The 17450-nt window shown below is 39.5% G+C and carries 11 protein-coding genes; 3 read left to right on the top strand and 8 right to left on the bottom strand.

Annotated features, from left to right (window positions below):
- Positions 1 to 44 precede the first annotated feature (44 nt).
- A complete protein-coding gene (metH, locus tag SC428_RS13270) occupies positions 45 to 3728 on the bottom strand; it encodes a methionine synthase (protein WP_318707985.1) in 3684 nt (1227 codons plus the stop codon).
- Between the two features lie 334 nt (positions 3729 to 4062).
- On the opposite strand from metH, the gene iclR reads away from it, so the two are divergent.
- Positions 4063 to 4893: a glyoxylate bypass operon transcriptional repressor IclR gene (iclR, locus tag SC428_RS13265; RefSeq protein ID WP_070925799.1), complete on the top strand. Its 831-nt coding sequence runs from the start codon at positions 4063 to 4065 to the stop codon at positions 4891 to 4893.
- A gap of 69 nt (positions 4894 to 4962) precedes the next feature.
- On the opposite strand, the gene SC428_RS13260 is transcribed toward iclR, so the two are convergent.
- The 3 genes from SC428_RS13260 to SC428_RS13250 all read right to left on the bottom strand — a co-directional run bounded on the left by SC428_RS13260 (position 4963) and on the right by SC428_RS13250 (position 8127).
- Positions 4963 to 5847 (bottom strand): N-acetylmuramoyl-L-alanine amidase, encoded by an 885-nt coding sequence (locus SC428_RS13260; protein ID WP_272581345.1) that lies wholly within the window; start codon positions 5845 to 5847, stop codon positions 4963 to 4965.
- Positions 5848 to 6628: 781 nt separating this feature from the next.
- Positions 6629 to 6904, bottom strand: coding sequence for a helix-turn-helix domain-containing protein (locus tag SC428_RS13255; RefSeq protein ID WP_081335866.1), 276 nt, complete (start codon positions 6902 to 6904; stop codon positions 6629 to 6631).
- Positions 6905 to 7347: 443 nt separating this feature from the next.
- Positions 7348 to 8127, bottom strand: a complete 780-nt coding sequence (locus SC428_RS13250; RefSeq protein ID WP_318707981.1) for an N-acetylmuramoyl-L-alanine amidase-like domain-containing protein — start codon at positions 8125 to 8127, stop codon at positions 7348 to 7350.
- Between the two features lie 323 nt (positions 8128 to 8450).
- Here SC428_RS13250 and edd point away from each other — a divergent pair, with 323 nt between their 5' ends.
- Both edd and SC428_RS13240 read left to right on the top strand, forming a co-directional pair.
- Positions 8451 to 10301: a phosphogluconate dehydratase gene (edd, locus tag SC428_RS13245; RefSeq protein ID WP_318707979.1), complete on the top strand. Its 1851-nt coding sequence runs from the start codon at positions 8451 to 8453 to the stop codon at positions 10299 to 10301.
- A gap of 27 nt (positions 10302 to 10328) precedes the next feature.
- Positions 10329 to 10973 (top strand): bifunctional 4-hydroxy-2-oxoglutarate aldolase/2-dehydro-3-deoxy-phosphogluconate aldolase, encoded by a 645-nt coding sequence (locus SC428_RS13240; RefSeq protein ID WP_070925807.1) that lies wholly within the window; start codon positions 10329 to 10331, stop codon positions 10971 to 10973.
- An 89-nt stretch (positions 10974 to 11062) separates the two neighbouring features.
- On the opposite strand, the gene aceK is transcribed toward SC428_RS13240, so the two are convergent.
- The 4 genes from aceK to metA all read right to left on the bottom strand — a co-directional run bounded on the left by aceK (position 11063) and on the right by metA (position 17137).
- Positions 11063 to 12802, bottom strand: coding sequence for a bifunctional isocitrate dehydrogenase kinase/phosphatase (aceK, locus tag SC428_RS13235; RefSeq protein WP_070925809.1), 1740 nt, complete (start codon positions 12800 to 12802; stop codon positions 11063 to 11065).
- Positions 12803 to 12888: 86 nt separating this feature from the next.
- Positions 12889 to 14196 (bottom strand): isocitrate lyase, encoded by a 1308-nt coding sequence (gene aceA, locus SC428_RS13230; protein WP_070925811.1) that lies wholly within the window; start codon positions 14194 to 14196, stop codon positions 12889 to 12891.
- Between the two features lie 48 nt (positions 14197 to 14244).
- Positions 14245 to 15843 (bottom strand): malate synthase A, encoded by a 1599-nt coding sequence (gene aceB, locus SC428_RS13225; RefSeq protein ID WP_283126814.1) that lies wholly within the window; start codon positions 15841 to 15843, stop codon positions 14245 to 14247.
- A 364-nt stretch (positions 15844 to 16207) separates the two neighbouring features.
- Positions 16208 to 17137, bottom strand: a complete 930-nt coding sequence (metA, locus tag SC428_RS13220) for a homoserine O-acetyltransferase MetA (protein ID WP_318708190.1) — start codon at positions 17135 to 17137, stop codon at positions 16208 to 16210.
- Positions 17138 to 17450: the final 313 nt, after the last annotated feature.

The following is a 17450-nucleotide window of genomic DNA, read 5'->3' as shown; positions in this document are numbered from 1 at the left end:
TTAAATTTCCTATTGTTATAAGATGGTGCCGAACAGATGAAAAATCAATCCTCTGGATCATAACCCAAATTAGGTGCTAACCAACGCTCCAATTCTGTGTTCGACATGCCTTTGCGCTGTGCATAATCTTCTATTTGATCACGTTGTACCTGAGCAACCGCAAAATATTTGCTTTCAGGGTGACTAAAATACCAACCTGAAACAGAAGCGCCCGGCCACATAGCATAAGAGCTAGTCAACTGCATACCAATTTGCTTTTCAACATCAAGTAACTGCCAAATTTTGGCTTTTTCGGTGTGCTCAGGGCACGCAGGATAACCTGGTGCAGGGCGAATACCTTGGTATTTTTCACGGATCAGTTCTTCATTAGGTAAATCTTCATCAGGTGCATAGCCCCAATGTTCTTTTCTTACCTGCTGATGTAAGTACTCCGCAAATGCTTCGGCTAATCGGTCCGCCAATGCCTTTAACATGATCTTGTTATAGTCATCATGTTGTTGTTCATATTGGTCAGCTAAGGCGTCTTCTTCTAAACCACCGGTGACCGCAAATGCACCAATATAATCTGCCTTACCACTGTCTTTTGGTGCCACAAAGTCAGATAAGCAATAATTCGGAAACTCTTTTTTCTCTGTCTGTTGACGTAAATTGAGAGCAATACAATTAACGTTATCACGCGCAGGTGAAGTATATATTTCAACGTCATCCCCCACACGGTTGGCAGGGAACAACCCAAAAATTCCTCGCGGTACCAAAGATTGGCTTGCAGAAAGCTGATCTAACATAGCATTAGCGTCACACAGTAATTTACGTGCTTCTTCCCCCACCACTTCATCCTCTAAGATACGTGGGTACTTGCCCGCCAAAGACCATGTCATAAAAAATGGTGTCCAATCAATATAATGACGCAATGTTTCAATTGATGCTTGTACTTCTTTGACACCTAAAAAACGCGGTACTGGTGGCTGGTAATTTTGCCAATCAATCTTCACTGCATTTGCGCGAGCAGCTTCTAATGATACTGGCGGTGTTTTGGGTTTTTTACGCCCATGTTGTTCACGAACCACTTCATATTCACGGCGTGTTCGTGCAACAAACTCTTCTTTTTGTGTTGCGGAAAGTAGCGCTGAGACCACCCCTACCGTGCGGGATGCATTCTGTACATAAGTCACCGAATGATTATAGTTTGGCTCTATTTTGACTGCCGTGTGCGCTTTTGATGTCGTCGCTCCGCCAATCATCAGAGGGATGGTAAAACCTTGTCGCTCCATTTCTTTCGCAACATGCACCATTTCATCCAGTGATGGCGTGATCAAGCCTGATAAGCCAATAATATCGACATTCTGCTCACGTGCTGTTTTCAAGATAGTTTCACAAGGCACCATGACGCCTAAATCAATAATTTCATAATTATTGCACTGTAAAACAACACCCACGATATTTTTACCAATATCATGAACGTCGCCTTTGACCGTCGCTAATAATATTTTACCTGCACTGCTACCCGCCTGCTTAAGTTCTTGAATATAAGGTTCTAAGTAAGCTACGGCCTGTTTCATCACTCGTGCAGATTTGACTACTTGAGGTAAGAACATTTTACCTTCGCCAAATAAATCCCCCACAACGTTCATACCATTCATTAGTGGCCCTTCAATAACTTCTATTGGGCTCGCTGCACGCTGTCGGGCTTCTTCTGTGTCTTGGACAATAAATTCGGTGATCCCTTTCACTAAGGCATATTCCAGACGTTTTTCAACGTCCCATGAACGCCACTCTGCTTGTTGAATTTGCTGCTCACCACTACTCGTTGCACGGTATTTTTCGGCTAACTCTAATAACCGCTCTGTACTGTCCTCTCGACGGTTTAAGATCACATCCTCTACCGCCTCTTTCAGTTCTATAGGGAGATCATCATAGATCGCTAATTGCCCTGCATTTACGATCCCCATATCCATTCCGTTACGGATCGCATAGTAGAGGAATACGGCATGGATCGCCTCACGAACAGGATCATTGCCTCTGAATGAGAACGAGACGTTCGAAACACCACCTGAAATCATCGCGTGAGGGAGCTGTTGTTTTATGTCCTGACAAACTTCAATAAAATCGACAGCGTAGTTATTGTGTTCTTCAATCCCAGTCGCTACAGCAAAAATATTGGGGTCAAAGATAATATCTTCTGGAGGGAAGCCAACCGTTTCGGTTAACACCTGATAAGCACGACGACATATTTCAATTTTGCGTTCACGCGTATCTGCTTGACCGACCTCATCAAACGCCATGATAACCACAGCCGCACCATACTTACGCACCAACTTGGCATGCTCAATAAAAGCCGCTTCGCCTTCTTTCATTGAAATAGAGTTAACGATCCCTTTACCTTGAATGCACTTGAGCCCTTTTTCAATCACATCCCACTTGGATGAATCTATCATAATAGGAACACGGGCAATATCAGGCTCCCCTGCAATCAAATTCAAAAACCGCACCATAGCAGCTTCTGAATCCAGCATCCCTTCATCCATATTGATATCAATAATTTGTGCGCCATTTTCAACTTGTTGACGCGCAACATCTAATGCTTCTTGGTAATTACCTTCTTTAATTAAACGCTTAAACTTTGCAGAACCTGTTACGTTCGTCCGTTCACCAACGTTAACAAACAGGGATTTTTCGCCAATATTAAGAGGTTCTAAGCCTGACAAGCGGCATTCAACAGGAAGTGTCGGTAAAACACGCGGAGCAATCCCTTGTACCGCTTCGGCCATTTTTTGGATATGCAAAGGTGTCGTCCCACAACAACCACCGACAATATTTAAAAATCCCGCTTTCGCCCATTCATTAATTTGCTCGGCCATATTTTGTGCATCAAGATCATATTCACCAAAAGCATTCGGCAGGCCTGCATTAGGGTGTGCGCTTACATAGCATTCAGCAATGCGAGATAACTCTGAGACATATTGCCGTAACTCGTCTGGGCCTAATGCGCAGTTTAACCCAAATGAAATCGGTTTCGCATGACGAAGCGAATTATAGAAGGCTTCTGTAGTTTGCCCCGAGAGGGTTCGCCCTGAAGCATCTGTGATCGTGCCTGATATCATGACAGGTAATTTAATGCCCAATGATTCAAATTCAGTTTCAACCGCAAAAATAGCTGCTTTGGCATTTAAGGTATCGAAAATAGTTTCAATCATGATCAGATCAACACCGCCTTTCACCAAAGCACGGGTTGATTCACGATAAGCTTCAACAAGTTGATCAAAACTCACATTACGATAAGCAGGATCATTCACATCAGGGGAGATCGAAGCCGTTCGGTTAGTCGGGCCTAAAACGCCCGCCACATAACGTGGCTTTTCAGGTGTTTTTAATGTCCATTTATCTGCACATTCACGGGCAATTCGTGCTGCCGCTTCATTTATCTCAGCGGACAACGATTCCATTTTGTAGTCTGCCATCGCAATGGTGGTTGAGTTAAACGTATTGGTCTCAACAATATCAGCGCCTGCTGCAAAATATTGGTCATGGATGTCACGAATAATTTCAGGTTGCGTTAAAACAAGTAAATCGTTATTCCCTTTGAGATCACTTGGCCAGTCGGCAAATCGTTCTCCACGAAATTGTTGTTCAGTGAGCTTATGGCGTTGGATCATGGTTCCCATTGCGCCATCCAGTACTAAGATCCTATTTTTTAATTCTTTTTCTAATTGACTGATTTTATACGACACTTGCACCGCCTCCTAAAAAACAACCACCATATACTCAAAATAATTCAAGTTGCAGGTAGGCGACAGGCAAAGATAGACGGGGAGCATAGATAAACTATGTGACTCGGCTAGCTGAGCGTAATCAACACCCCTGTAACTTGAAGTATGACGAGTATAGTCATAAGTTAAATTACCGCCATCATCATCCTATCATAGTTTTCGCGTCGAAAATTCGAGCCTATGATGAGAGTTTTTCAGGTTGTCTCAGATCTAATTTTTCACTGATCCGATGAGTATTTTGGGGTGAGATCATCCATAATAGAAACAAAAATTAATTCCAGTCAGGAGAGACTTAATGGCGACTTCATCAATTAGTAAAAAAATAAAGAAGGCAAAAGGACCCGCAAGTGGCGCGCCAGCAGCAGGTCAAGTCCAGTCATTAAGTCGTGGACTAACACTTTTGGAATATATTTCTGAATCAACAGGCGGTATTGCTCTTACTGATCTTGCGCTGCAAGCAGGCTTACCCAACTCAACCACCCATCGCCTACTGATGACCTTAGAACAGCATGGGTTTGTGCGCCAAACTGGTGATCTGGGGCTATGGGTAATCGCATCTAACGCATTTATCATTGGTAGTAGCTTTCTTGAAAGCCGTAATTTACTTGCATTAGTTCACCCTATTTTGCGCCGTTTAATGGATGAATCTGGAGAGACAGTCAATCTAGCTATCTTGGATCATACTGAATTCGATGCAGTGATTGTTGACCAAGTGCAATGTAATGCGTTAATGCGTATGTCAGCGCCTATCGGTGGTAAATTGCCATTACATGCTTCAGGAGCAGGTAAAGCATTTATCGCTACCTTACCAGAAGATCAACTGATCCCATTACTTAGTAAGAAAGGGCTTCATGCCTACACGCCTTATACTCTAACTACGCCATCAGCATTAAAAGAAAATTTACAACAAGCAAAAAAACAAGGCTTTTCCTATGATGATGAAGAGCATGCACTGGGCCTGAGATGTATCGGAGCATGCATTTATGATGAACATAAAGAAGCATTTGCAGCTATTTCTATTTCAGGCCCATTATCTCGCATCACAGATGATCGTGTGACAGAGCTTGGGGCAATGGTGATCAAAGCCGCTAAAGAGATCAGCCGTGAATATGGAGCGATCCGTTAATTGAGATCTGAGTACGCAGCTGAAAGTCAAAGGTATGTGACATGTCACATACCTAAATGCTTAATATCATCAATCCCCTTCTTGTGAACCTTGTAGATATTCAAGCTGATTTAACGATAAAAATTTAGGCATATCACGATACTTTTCAATCAATGCTAAAGCAATCGCCTCTGTTTCTGCGTCCGCCAATCCATCAATATTACGTGGTCGAAAATGCATTTGAAACGCGCTGATCGTTTTTTGTGTCGCGGTATCTAATTCACCTGACAGAGGAATATCTGCATAACCATAAAACCTAAGTGCCTTTTGTAATAATAAAATATTACTTGGCTCATTCACTGACCGATTAGATAAATAGTTCGCAACCGTTTTTGCATCAGGCCAAGCACCAATACCTTGTTTTGACAATGCCTCCCAAGGGAAAGCCCTACCCGGATCTTCTTTACGTAATGGCGCAATGTCACTATGACCAATAATATTTTCAGGCGGAATGTTATAACGCTGCATAATATCTTTAACTAGAGGAATTAATGCAGAAATCTGCGATGGATTAAATGGTGCCCATACCCTGTTACCATTCTGATCCACCTTAAATCCGGCATTCACTATTTCAATACCAATTGAACTATCATTTAAACTACTATGGTATCGCCAACGGCTATCCCCTGCATGCCATGCTCTCAATGCTTCGGGCACAAGTTGCAATATTACGGGGAGGTTATGTGCCTGTGTAGGCTGACTCGGGATTAAATAGTGTGAGCTGACTTTGCCTTTAGTTAGCAAGTGGAGGGAGTACTCATCGTCAGAAACCGTATAATGTATTATCACATATTGTATTCTTTGGTTACTATTTTGTGATGGATGACTGGTATCAACATAGTAGCCAGTTCGAGAAGAGAGTGTTGAGCAACCCGTTATTATAAATACTAATAAAAGCAATAAATTACGTATCATTCAAAATCCTTTTATGCTGTACTTAACCCATATATTTTCTATTGTACCTCTTTATTTGATTACAAAAAATACACAAAACCCCAACGAAATGGCATTTAAAATGTGAGTTAATCTAAAAAATATTAAATTTATCAATAAATGTAGTTAATAATTCAATATCAATCTTATTTTTTCATAACATTTAAATTAGCTTTACCCCATCATTTCCTATCTGTTTTTACTCACAATGCCTCTGAAGATGAATTTTTATTCATACTGGAACCATTTAGGTAAGACGGCAAGTCCCCCCACCTAGAGAATGAGGCAAAACTTCTCAGCGTAGCATCACATGAGTGAGACACTCTTTAATCGAATTGGTAGGGCAACATTCACACGATAATACTTAACCAAGTTAATAATAATAAGCCCAATTAATAAATACAAAAATCCATTTTTTAGACTTTTATTTAATCCTTTTAGTTGTAAAAATCACCAGAAAAGGTTTGCAGACTTTAGACAGGTTAGAAAGGCGAGGCTTCTTATTTATCCATTATTCGATATTTTTAGATTCCTCTTGGTGATAAAAAATAATACCTCATAGTAAAAAGTGCATTAAAAGATAAACCACCTAGAATTAATATAAAAATATATTATTGAAAACACACCAATTACGCATAAAAATAAATAAAAAATTCTATTGATATTATTAAAGTTTCTTATTATTTTTGAGGGTAACTAATAAATCCATATCAGTTACCCATATGTATTTAAGATATAAATTATATGAAATAGGTAAAACTCCTTATTTTATTACTGAATAGGCGATTCGTTTTTCATGCTCAACCTCTGTTAGAATAACTTTAACGATATCTCCTACATCAATATCTAAAAAAACAACAATTTCTATAAGCTTATCTAAACTTAGTTTATTAATACCTCGTTCATAGCGAGATATCTGTTGTTGACTTAAATTAATAATATCTGCTAATTCATTACCAGATAACCCTTTTTGCATTCTTGCTTTACGTAAATGATGCCCTAATAAGGCATATACGTTTTTCCTTTTTGTGATAGCCATATCCCTCCCCTAGAACAGGAAATAAATATTATTTTTTTATATGTTCTATTATAGAACGTCAAATTTCTATTAGAAATAGTTAACGACAATTAAATGGTTAAAAATCGATAGCTTAAACTTATCAAGAGGATAATATAATTATTAATTTTTAATTGATTAATAGTAATTCATTGCTTTTAAATAACTTTTTATTTTATTAAATAAAATAACTATTTTTATAATTAATTATTTTCACTTAACACATTCATAATAACTTACATTTTAAATCGTTATAGAAATAGTTAGACACTTAAAACAATATATTTATTTTTCATGAGAAGAGTACTGGTATCAATAATATGATACAGATCATACTTAGGACAGCGAAAAAGTCAAAATACCAATATAAACGGCAACTTAAATAATATGTAATGTTAGAATTAAACAATTATCATCGTTTAGTCTCATTGACCAAATTGTGATCTCAGTACGACTATCCCTGTTTTTCCTTGTAAGTATTGCTTTAAATCTACATCACTCACTTTTAAAACTCGCTTTATTGAAGATGCATTTCTAAAATAAACCTTCTCACCTTGGCGAATAGCAATTCCTACATGACTCACATCTAATTCAGGTTTGCTCGAATAAACACCAATATAATCACCAGTTTTTATCGCCCCTAAAACAGAATTATCAATATGTTCAGTTGGAATATATCTAATTAATCGATTCGTTATAGGCAGATCTTGTATGAGTAATTGACCATTATTTTTTCGATTAAGTGTTTTATTTACTAGAATTGAGTTCGAGCTAATCTGTTGTGTAACGTCAGAGATAGAACTATCTGCTTGCTGTAGCCAATCAGTAAAGAAATGCCGGCGGGTCACATATGAAATACCATTTTCTGAATAACGGATTTTTTCTAGGTTCTGAATAAAATCATCATAGTCATCAGAACGTTTGAAAGCCTCTGTATATTCAATAAAAGTCATACAATCCATTGATTTTAAATTCACAACTAACTTCTCTTCTGCTGTAGCTTGAGAATTTAATGTATGGTTGTTATACGGTGTACCGAGCAACTTTTCTGTTATCACTTTGACTCGCAGCTCGGGGGTTAACCCTACTGTATCCCGCTGAATATTATTCAGAATAAAAAGTGACCCCGGTTCCAACACTACCGATACAGCACAACTCATTGATGAAATAAACAATAAAGCCACTGCCATTAATCGTTTTAACATGAAATTCCCATTAAAATTGATAGTGATATCTACCTACTCGATCACTATTGTATTATTGACTTCTAACAACAGATAGATAACACAATTTATTCAAGATAATAACTCGTCACAGCAAACAAGCCCCTTGTTTATAGTCTTCCCCTGAATAATTTTGATTCAGATCACAGATAGTTCGAAATTTATCTATCAACCATTGCAACTACCGCTATTTCAATAAACAATGTTACCGGTAACATAACGTGAATGACGAAAAGATTTTTACGCGATATGCCCGATAGAACCCAAGTTAGTCGCCAAAAATCGCTATAATGAGGTCAGCAATCATGAGCAATTCTAGTCCGATAGAGAAATCTACTCTTGCCGTTCATCCTGAAATCATGCGTATTACGGAGCGAATTATTGAACGCTCAAAAAATACACGAATACACTATCTTAACAAAATTGAACAAGCTCGAAGCAGTACTGTGCATCGGGCCGAGCTAGCCTGCGGTAATCTTGCTCATGGATTTGCAGCTTGCCAACCTGAAGACAAAAAGATCCTTAAAAGCATGACACGCTCTGATATCGCAATTATTAACTCTTATAATGATATGCTGTCAGCACACCGTCCTTATGACAATTACCCCGAGCGCTTAAAACAAGCACTACTTGCAGCAGGTGCAATTGGCCAAGTGGCAGCAGGAGTCCCAGCCATGTGCGATGGCGTTACCCAAGGGCAAGATGGCATGGAGCTCTCTTTACTCAGTCGTGATGTCATTGCAATGTCTACAGCGATCGGGTTATCACACAATATGTTTGACGGCGCTTTATACCTTGGTATTTGCGATAAAATTGTTCCTGGCCTCCTGATGGGAGCCCTTTCCTTTGGTCATCTTCCTGCTATTTTTGTTCCCGCAGGCCCAATGGCAACAGGGTTACCTAATAAAGAAAAAGTCCGTATTCGCCAGCTCTACGTCGAAGGAAAAGTTGATCGAAATGCATTATTAGAAGCAGAAGCCGCCTCTTACCATGGTATTGGTACTTGTACCTTCTATGGTACCGCAAATTCGAATCAAATGGTGATGGAAGTCATGGGGCTTCATTTACCCGGCGCTTCCTTCATACAACCCGATTCTCCTTTGCGTGATGCATTAACTGATGCAGCGGCCCGCCAAATCACTCGTTTAACAGAGCAGTCAGGTAATTATTTGCCTATTGGGAAGCTTGTCGACGAGAAAGTGATAGTAAATGGAATTATTGCATTACTCGCCACAGGTGGCTCAACAAACCTAACCATGCACCTTGTTTCTATTGCGCGGGCAGCAGGCATTATCATTAATTGGGATGATTTTTCAGAGCTATCAGCCATTATTCCACTAATTTGCCGTATCTATCCAAATGGGCAAGCCGATATAAACCAATTCCAAGCCGCAGGTGGTGTTGCGCTACTGATCCGCCAGCTATTATCTAAAGGTTTATTACATGAAGACGTACATACTGTTGCTGGTAATGGCCTCACGCGCTATACCATGGAACCATGGCTAAATAATGGCCTTTTAGAATGGCGCGAGGGGGCCAAAAATTCATTTGACCAACATGTGATCGCCGATATTAATCAGCCTTTCTCTCGGCATGGAGGCACTAAGGTTTTAGCGGGTAATTTAGGCAGAGCAGTAATGAAAACATCGGCCATACCTGAAGATAATCAACTGATCGAAGCACCGGCTGTTGTATTTAACAATCAGCACGATATTTTACCGATTTTTGAATCTGGAGCGTTAGATAAAGACTGTGTTATTGTCATTCGCTTTCAAGGCCCTTCAGCTAATGGCATGCCAGAGCTACATAAGCTCATGCCACCATTGGGTGTATTAATGGATAGAGGCTATAAAGTAGCACTTGTTACCGACGGTCGATTATCCGGAGCTTCTGGCAAAGTTCCCGCGGCGATCCATGTCACACCTGAAGCTTATAATAATGGGCTGCTAGCCAAAGTCCAAGATGGTGACCTGATCCGAGTGAACGGCTTAACGGGTGAATTAACGCTACTCGTTGATGAAAAAGAACTCACTAGCCGCCAAGCCTATCAACCTGATTTGAGTTCTGAGCATTCAGGCTGTGGGCGTGAATTATTTGGTGCTCTCAGAAGCAATTTTTCAGGTGCCGAAGAAGGCGCTTGTAGCATTAACTTTTGATTTATTTCAATGAATTAGGTAAATATTATGCATAATTGGAAACTCGCTGCTGTAGATGTACTCAATGCCGGTCCTGTCGTTCCTGTTATTGTCATTCATAAACTTGAGCAAGCTGTTCCTCTCGCAAAAGCCTTAGTAAAAGGTGGCGTGAAAGTCCTTGAAGTGACATTAAGAACAGAGTGTGCCGTTGCAGCAATCCGTCTGATTGCCAATGAAGTGCCAGAAGCCATTGTCGGTGCAGGAACGGTTATCAATGCGCAACAACTTGCTGCTGTCACTGAAGCAGGAGCCCAGTTCGCTATCAGCCCAGGCCTTACTGAAGAGTTACTCAGTGCAGCAACCAAAGGCACTATTCCATTGATCCCTGGCGTTTCAACTGTCTCTGAATTAATGTTAGGGATGAATTACGGACTAACCGAATTTAAGTTCTTTCCAGCAGAAGCTAATGGTGGAGTTAAAGCTCTAAAAGCCATAGTAGGCCCCTTCCCACAAGTAAAATTCTGCCCTACAGGTGGTATCTCCCCAGCAAACTATCGTGATTATTTAGCGTTAAATAGTGTGCTATGTATTGGCGGCTCGTGGCTAGTCCCTGAAGATGCTTTAGAAGCAGGTGATTATCAACGTATCACCGAACTTGCAAAACAAGCTGTTAGCGGTGCAAAACTCGCATAATTGCGATTCGATTTTCTGCTAATAATATGAAGCGGGAACCCCCGTTCCATCCCGCTTCACCAACAGTCTCAACCATAAATCATCCCGCATTATGTGCTGGTTATCATTTCTTGAGTATGATTAAAACGCAGCTCTTCATGGTATGCGTAAACATCTTCAATATGACCGTTTCGAATTCTTTCTTGTAATCCTTGCCAATATTGCGCTGTAAACAGATCCGCATGCTTCTGTTGTAGATAACTACGTATTTTAGGATCTTGACATAGAAATTGAGGAAATTCCTCCGGGAAAACATCATTTTCCCCCACGCTATACCAAGGTTCGCTCGATAGCTCCTGCTCGGGATACATAGGTTCTGGAATTTGTCGAAAATTAACTTCGCTCATATAACAAATCTCATCGTAATCATAAAAGATCACACGACCATGACGTGTTACCCCGAAGTTTTTAAACAACATATCACCAGGAAAAATATTCGCAGCAGCAAGTTGTTTTATTGCTTGACCATACTCATCAATGACATGGCATAACTGAACTTCATTTGCATCATCCATATAAATATTCAGTGGCGTCATTTTTCGTTCCATATACAAATGACGAATAAGTATTTTGTCACCTAAATCTTCAATCAATGAAGGCGCTTCTTTTAATAATTCCTCCATTAATTCATCACTGATAAAACGCTTATCAATAATAAAGTTTTCAAACTCCTGTGTATCAGCCATACGACCGACTCGATCATGTTCCTTAACTATGCGATAGCACTCTTGTACACGCTCCCGAGTGACTTCTTTTTGTGGCGCAAATTTATCTTTAATTAACTTAAAAACACGATCAAACGAAGGGGAAGTGAATACTAACATCACCATGCCCTTTACCCCTGGAGCAATGGTAAATTGTTCACGAGAAAAATTAATAAAAGCCAGATATTCACGATAGTATTCGGTCTTGCCATGTTTTTGGCAACCAATCGCCATATATAATTCAGCTATTGATTTACTTGGTAAAATATCCCGTAGCCAAAAAACTAAAGCAGCAGGAAATGGAGCATAAACCATGAAGTAAGAACGAGCAAAACCAAAAACAATACTCGCCTCATCAAACCCCGTTAAACAAGCATCCACGTAAATCTCACCCTGCACATTACGGTGAATGGGCAATAAAAATGGATGGATCTCATTATTAATAACTAACTTTCCCACTAACCAAGCGGCTTTATTACGATAAAACAGCTCATCAACAATATGTAATGATACAGTTTCATGAGTAATATTAGGAAATCGCTGCGTTAATACGTCAACAATAGATTGCACATCATCAGATAAACAGTGCCATTTTAACCGTAAAGGTAACGCACTCAGGATCCTTATCAGCACCTCAGATAAACAAGTATTAACATGGTATTCCTTGGTCAATCGTCTCGGTAATTCGCTGAAACGACGCGCAGGCTGCGAAGTGAAAATAAATAGATTTTCCTGAGTTAATTCACGATGCTTAAATAAGCGGCAATAAACTGAATTAAAAAAGCTTTCTGCAATTTCGAAACGAGGATAGCCCGGTAGTAATTCGGTAAAAACATGTTTGATTTTTGATATCTTTTCAGGTGTTAATGATTGAGTTAATCCCATAAATTGCAGTTGAGCAACTACCAGCCCTACATGATGATCATAAAGCTTGATCCTTTGTTTCATCGCATCTTGGACTGCATGCCAATCTGCTCGTTCAAATCGCTCTTGCGCCTCTAAAGTAATTTCTAAGAAACGACCATATTGAGCATCGAAGCCCTGCAAGATAGTTTGTGAGATGATCTGCTCAATCGATAATGTCATAGCGGCTCCCGATAAAAAATGGCACTCGAAAGTGCCAATAAAATAAACAAATATCTATGAACAAAAGAAAAGCATACTTGGCTTAATTAGAACTGCTCTTCTTCCGTTGAGCCTGTTAGTGCCGTAACCGATGATGCTCCACCTTGGATCACTGTCGTGACTTTATCGAAGTAGCCTGTCCCGACTTCTTGCTGATGCGAAGAGAAAGTATAGCCTTGCTTAATTGCAGCAAACTCACGTTCTTGCACTTTCTCAACGTAATGCTTCATTCCTTCGCCTTGAGCATAAGCGTGTGCCAAATCAAACATGTTAAACCACATACTGTGAATACCCGCGAGTGTAATGAATTGGAAGCGATACCCCATTGCCGAAAGTTCATCTTGGAAACGGGCAATTGTTGCGTCATCCAAGTTTTTCTTCCAGTTAAATGAAGGAGAGCAATTATAAGCCAATAATTTACCTGGATATTGTTCATGAATAGCTTCGGCAAACTGTCGAGCCGCTTCTAAATCAGGCTTCGATGTTTCACACCATACTAAATCAGCATAAGGAGCGTATGCTAATCCACGACTGATTGCTTGCTCAATTCCCGCATTAGTTCTGAAAAAACCTTCATTAGTTCTTTCGCCCGTAATGAAGTCCGCATCATAAGGGTCACAATCAGATGTTAATAGATCTGCCGCGTCCGCATCCGTTCTCGCGATGAGGATCGTAGGCACCCCAGAAACATCAGCAGCTAAACGTGCAGCAACCAATTTTTGCACCGCTTCTTGTGTAGGAACCAGTACCTTCCCTCCCATATGACCACATTTTTTAACTGCGGCTAATTGATCTTCAAAGTGTACTGCGGCGGCACCCGCCTCAATCATGCCTTTCATCAATTCGAACGCATTGAGTACGCCGCCAAACCCAGCTTCCGCATCAGCCACAATGGGCAAAAAGAAATCGATATACTCTTTGTTTTCAGGACCAATACCATTCGCCCACTGGATCTGATCTGCTCGACGAAAAGTATTATTAATCTTTTTCACCACTGATGGCACAGAATCAACAGGGTACAATGATTGATCAGGATACATACTTGATGCGGTATTCGCATCAGCAGCAACTTGCCAGCCTGAAAGATAGATCGCTTCAATACCTGCTTTCGCTTGCTGCAACGCTTGACCACCCGTTAATGCACCGAGTGCATTCACATAACCTTTCTTAGAATTGCCATGCAGTTGATCCCATAATCGCAGCGCACCTTTAGTCGCTAAAGTATGTTCAGGATTCACTGACCCACGCAGCTTCACCACTTCTTCAGCGCTATAAGGACGAGATATCCCTTTCCAACGTGCTTTTTTCCATTCATTTTCTAATTGGGTTATCTGCTCTGCGCGTGATATCGTCATGTTAATATTCCTTATAATGTAGGGTAATTCGGATGTTTTTATGTTCTATTAATCAATAAGTTGATAACCAGGAATGGTTAAAAATTCAATTAACTCATCTTGTGTAGTGATCCTTCGCATTAAATCCGCGGCTTCACGAAAACGCCCATTCTGGAAGCGTTGATCACCAAGCTCTTTTTGAATCACTTGCAGTTCCTCATCTAGCATCTCTTCAAAAAGTGCCTTAGTAACCTTTTCACCATTTGAAAGCGATTTACCATGACGTATCCACTGCCAAATAGAAGTACGAGAAATCTCAGCTGTTGCAGCATCTTCCATTAGCCCATAAATAGGGACACAACCATTACCTGAAATCCATGCTTCGATATACTGAACGGCCACTCGAATATTCGCTCGCATGCCTTCTTCAGTTCTTTCTCCTTCACAAGGCTGTAATAGCTCTTGAGCACTAATTTCTGGATCCGTTTCACGTAAAACATGCAGCTGATTTTTATGACTACCAAATGCTTGATTAAATACATTCATTACAGTATCAGCCAGCCCTGGGTGAGCTACCCATGAGCCATCATGACCATTACTCGCCTCAAGCTCTTTATCCGCCTTAACCTTAGCTAATATCGCTTTATTCTCTTCTTCGTCTTTACTTGGAATAAACGCAGACATTCCCCCCATAGCGAAAGCTCCCCTACGATGACATGTTTTGATCAACAAGCGAGAGTATGCACTTAAGAATGATTGGGTCATCGTCACGACCTGCCGGTCAGGTAGAACCTTATCTGAATGCTCTTTTAACGTTTTAATATAACTAAAAATATAATCCCAACGGCCACAATTTAGTCCAACGATATGGTGGCGCATGTAATACAAAATCTCATCCATTTGAAAAACAGCCGGCAATGTTTCTATCAAAACGGTTGCTTTAATCGTTCCACGTGGTAGACCCATAGTGTCTTCTGCGGTACTAAATACATCGCTCCACCACTTAGCTTCCTGCCAAGATTCAAGTTTAGGTATATAAAAATAAGGACCACTACCTTTCTCTAATAAGGTGGCGTAGTTGTGAAAAAAGTAGAGAGCAAAGTCAAATAATCCACCGGGGATAGGCTTGCCTTCAAATAGAACATGCTTCTCATCTAAATGTAGACCCCTTACTCGAGCAATTAAAACCGCAGGATCTGACTTGAGTTGGTAGACTTTGCCGTTTTCATTGGTATACGAAATATCTCCTCGTATAGCATCACTTAAATTTATTTGACCATCGATCAACTTATCCCAAGATGGAGAAAGCGAGTCTTCGAAATCGGCCATAAAAACTTTAACATTTGCATTAAGTGCATTTATCACCATTTTTCGTTCAACAGGCCCAGTGATCTCAACACGACGATCTTGTAAATCCTCAGGTATATTTTGAATCTTCCAATTGTCATTTTTAATGGAATGAGTTTCTGAAATAAAATCAGGAAGAATACCCGAATCAATTTTTTTCTGTCTGACTAGGCGCTCTTGTAATAGTGATTCTCTTTGAGCTGCGAACTTCTCTACTAATTCAGAAAGAAAGGCAATAGCTTCAGCTGTTAACACCCTGCTATCCTGCTGATTAAAGCTATTGATAAATGTTAAGGTCGATGTTGATAACTGCTGCTCCATAGGTCAATCCTCATTCTTATCTGCCGATAGAATTAAGATTAACTCAAAATAAAAATAAATCAAAAACGGTTTCCATTTTAATAAAAAATAACCATATATGTTTGTTTTTAAAGAAATTTAATTAAAAATAAATTATGACCATCAATTCCTTTTAAACCTAAAAAAATGTTAAATATACGTTAAATCAATGTGTTGTATAAGAAACCAATTTTGGTCAATTTATATTGAAAAACAAAAAAGCAGCCATTTTTAGGCTGCTTTTATGTCTATCCACTATAAAATATTAATTTTTATATCTATAAATACGTGACTTTCTGAATATTAAGTCCAAATAATATAAGTTTATTAGTTATTAATTTTTAATTTAATCTAATGTAGGTTGCATGTGAGAAAGATCGAATGGTGTGATCTGGTACACAAAATAATTTAACCAATTTGAAAAAAGTAAGTGACCATGACTTCTCCAACTAATAATGGGAGGGTTTTCCGGATTATTGTCTCTAAAATAATTACATGGAATATTTGGTGAAATTCCTGCATTAACATCACGATAATATTCTTGTGCTAAAGTGTCACCATCATATTCAGGATGACCCGTTACAAATGCCAGTCGCTTATCTTTAGAAGCAAATAAATATGCGCCAGCTTCTTGAGAGCTCGCTAATATATCTAAATCCGTGTGCTTACGAATCAGCTCTTCTGGAAAATCAGCATAACGAGAGTGTGGTGCATAAAATGTAGCATCGAACCCTCTGGTTAATAGAGCAAAAGGTTCTAATGTTTCGTGCTGATAGATCCCTGATAGCTTCTCTTCACGTGTCCACTTTGGTAGATCATAAAGAACCTTAAGAGCAGCCTGTACAGCCCAACAAACAAATAACGTTGAAGTAACATGCTCTTTCGCCCAATGAATCACTTTTTCTATTTGCTGCCAATAAGCCACATCATTGAATTCAACCAATCCCAAAGGGGCACCTGTAACAATTAATCCGTCAAAGTTTTGCTGTTTGATATCTTCAAAATCACAATAAAACGTATTTAAATGTTCCGTTGGCGTATTTTTGGATTCACGTTGATCAATTCTCAAGAGCTGAATATCAACTTGTAACGGAGTATTAGATAACAAACGTAAAAATTGGTTTTCAGTCTCAATTTTTTTAGGCATCAAATTAAGTATCAATACTTTCAAGGGACGGATCTCCTGCAAGCTTGCTCTCGTCGTTGTCATGACAAAAACATTCTCTTCTCGTAAGAAATTTACCGCTGGCAACTCATCTGGTAAACGAATTGGCATCATTCATCCCCTTTTATACATTTATACGTTTAGACTTCTAGAATGCTAAATAATCTAGCGAATGTTGTAACACTTGTCGAGTCTTTCAGGGCAAATTGAAATAATTTCAAGTAATTAGTAGAAAACTACCTACGCCCACAAATATAACATAAACATAACCGATTGATTATAATCATATAATATGAATTGTCACTGATCATGTAAAACTGATCCACTAACGATCATAGAAAACTGAGCCACTTGGTATTATCCGTACATTTTTGTACGGGGAATTTATGATTACCAAGGAGATATTTGTGGATATTCATGTTCG

Source organism: Providencia sp. 2023EL-00965 (assembly GCF_033550225.1).
GTDB lineage: Bacteria > Pseudomonadota > Gammaproteobacteria > Enterobacterales > Enterobacteriaceae > Providencia > Providencia manganoxydans.
Note: the sequence above shows the minus strand (reverse complement) of the source record. Positions and strands in the feature narration are given on the sequence as shown.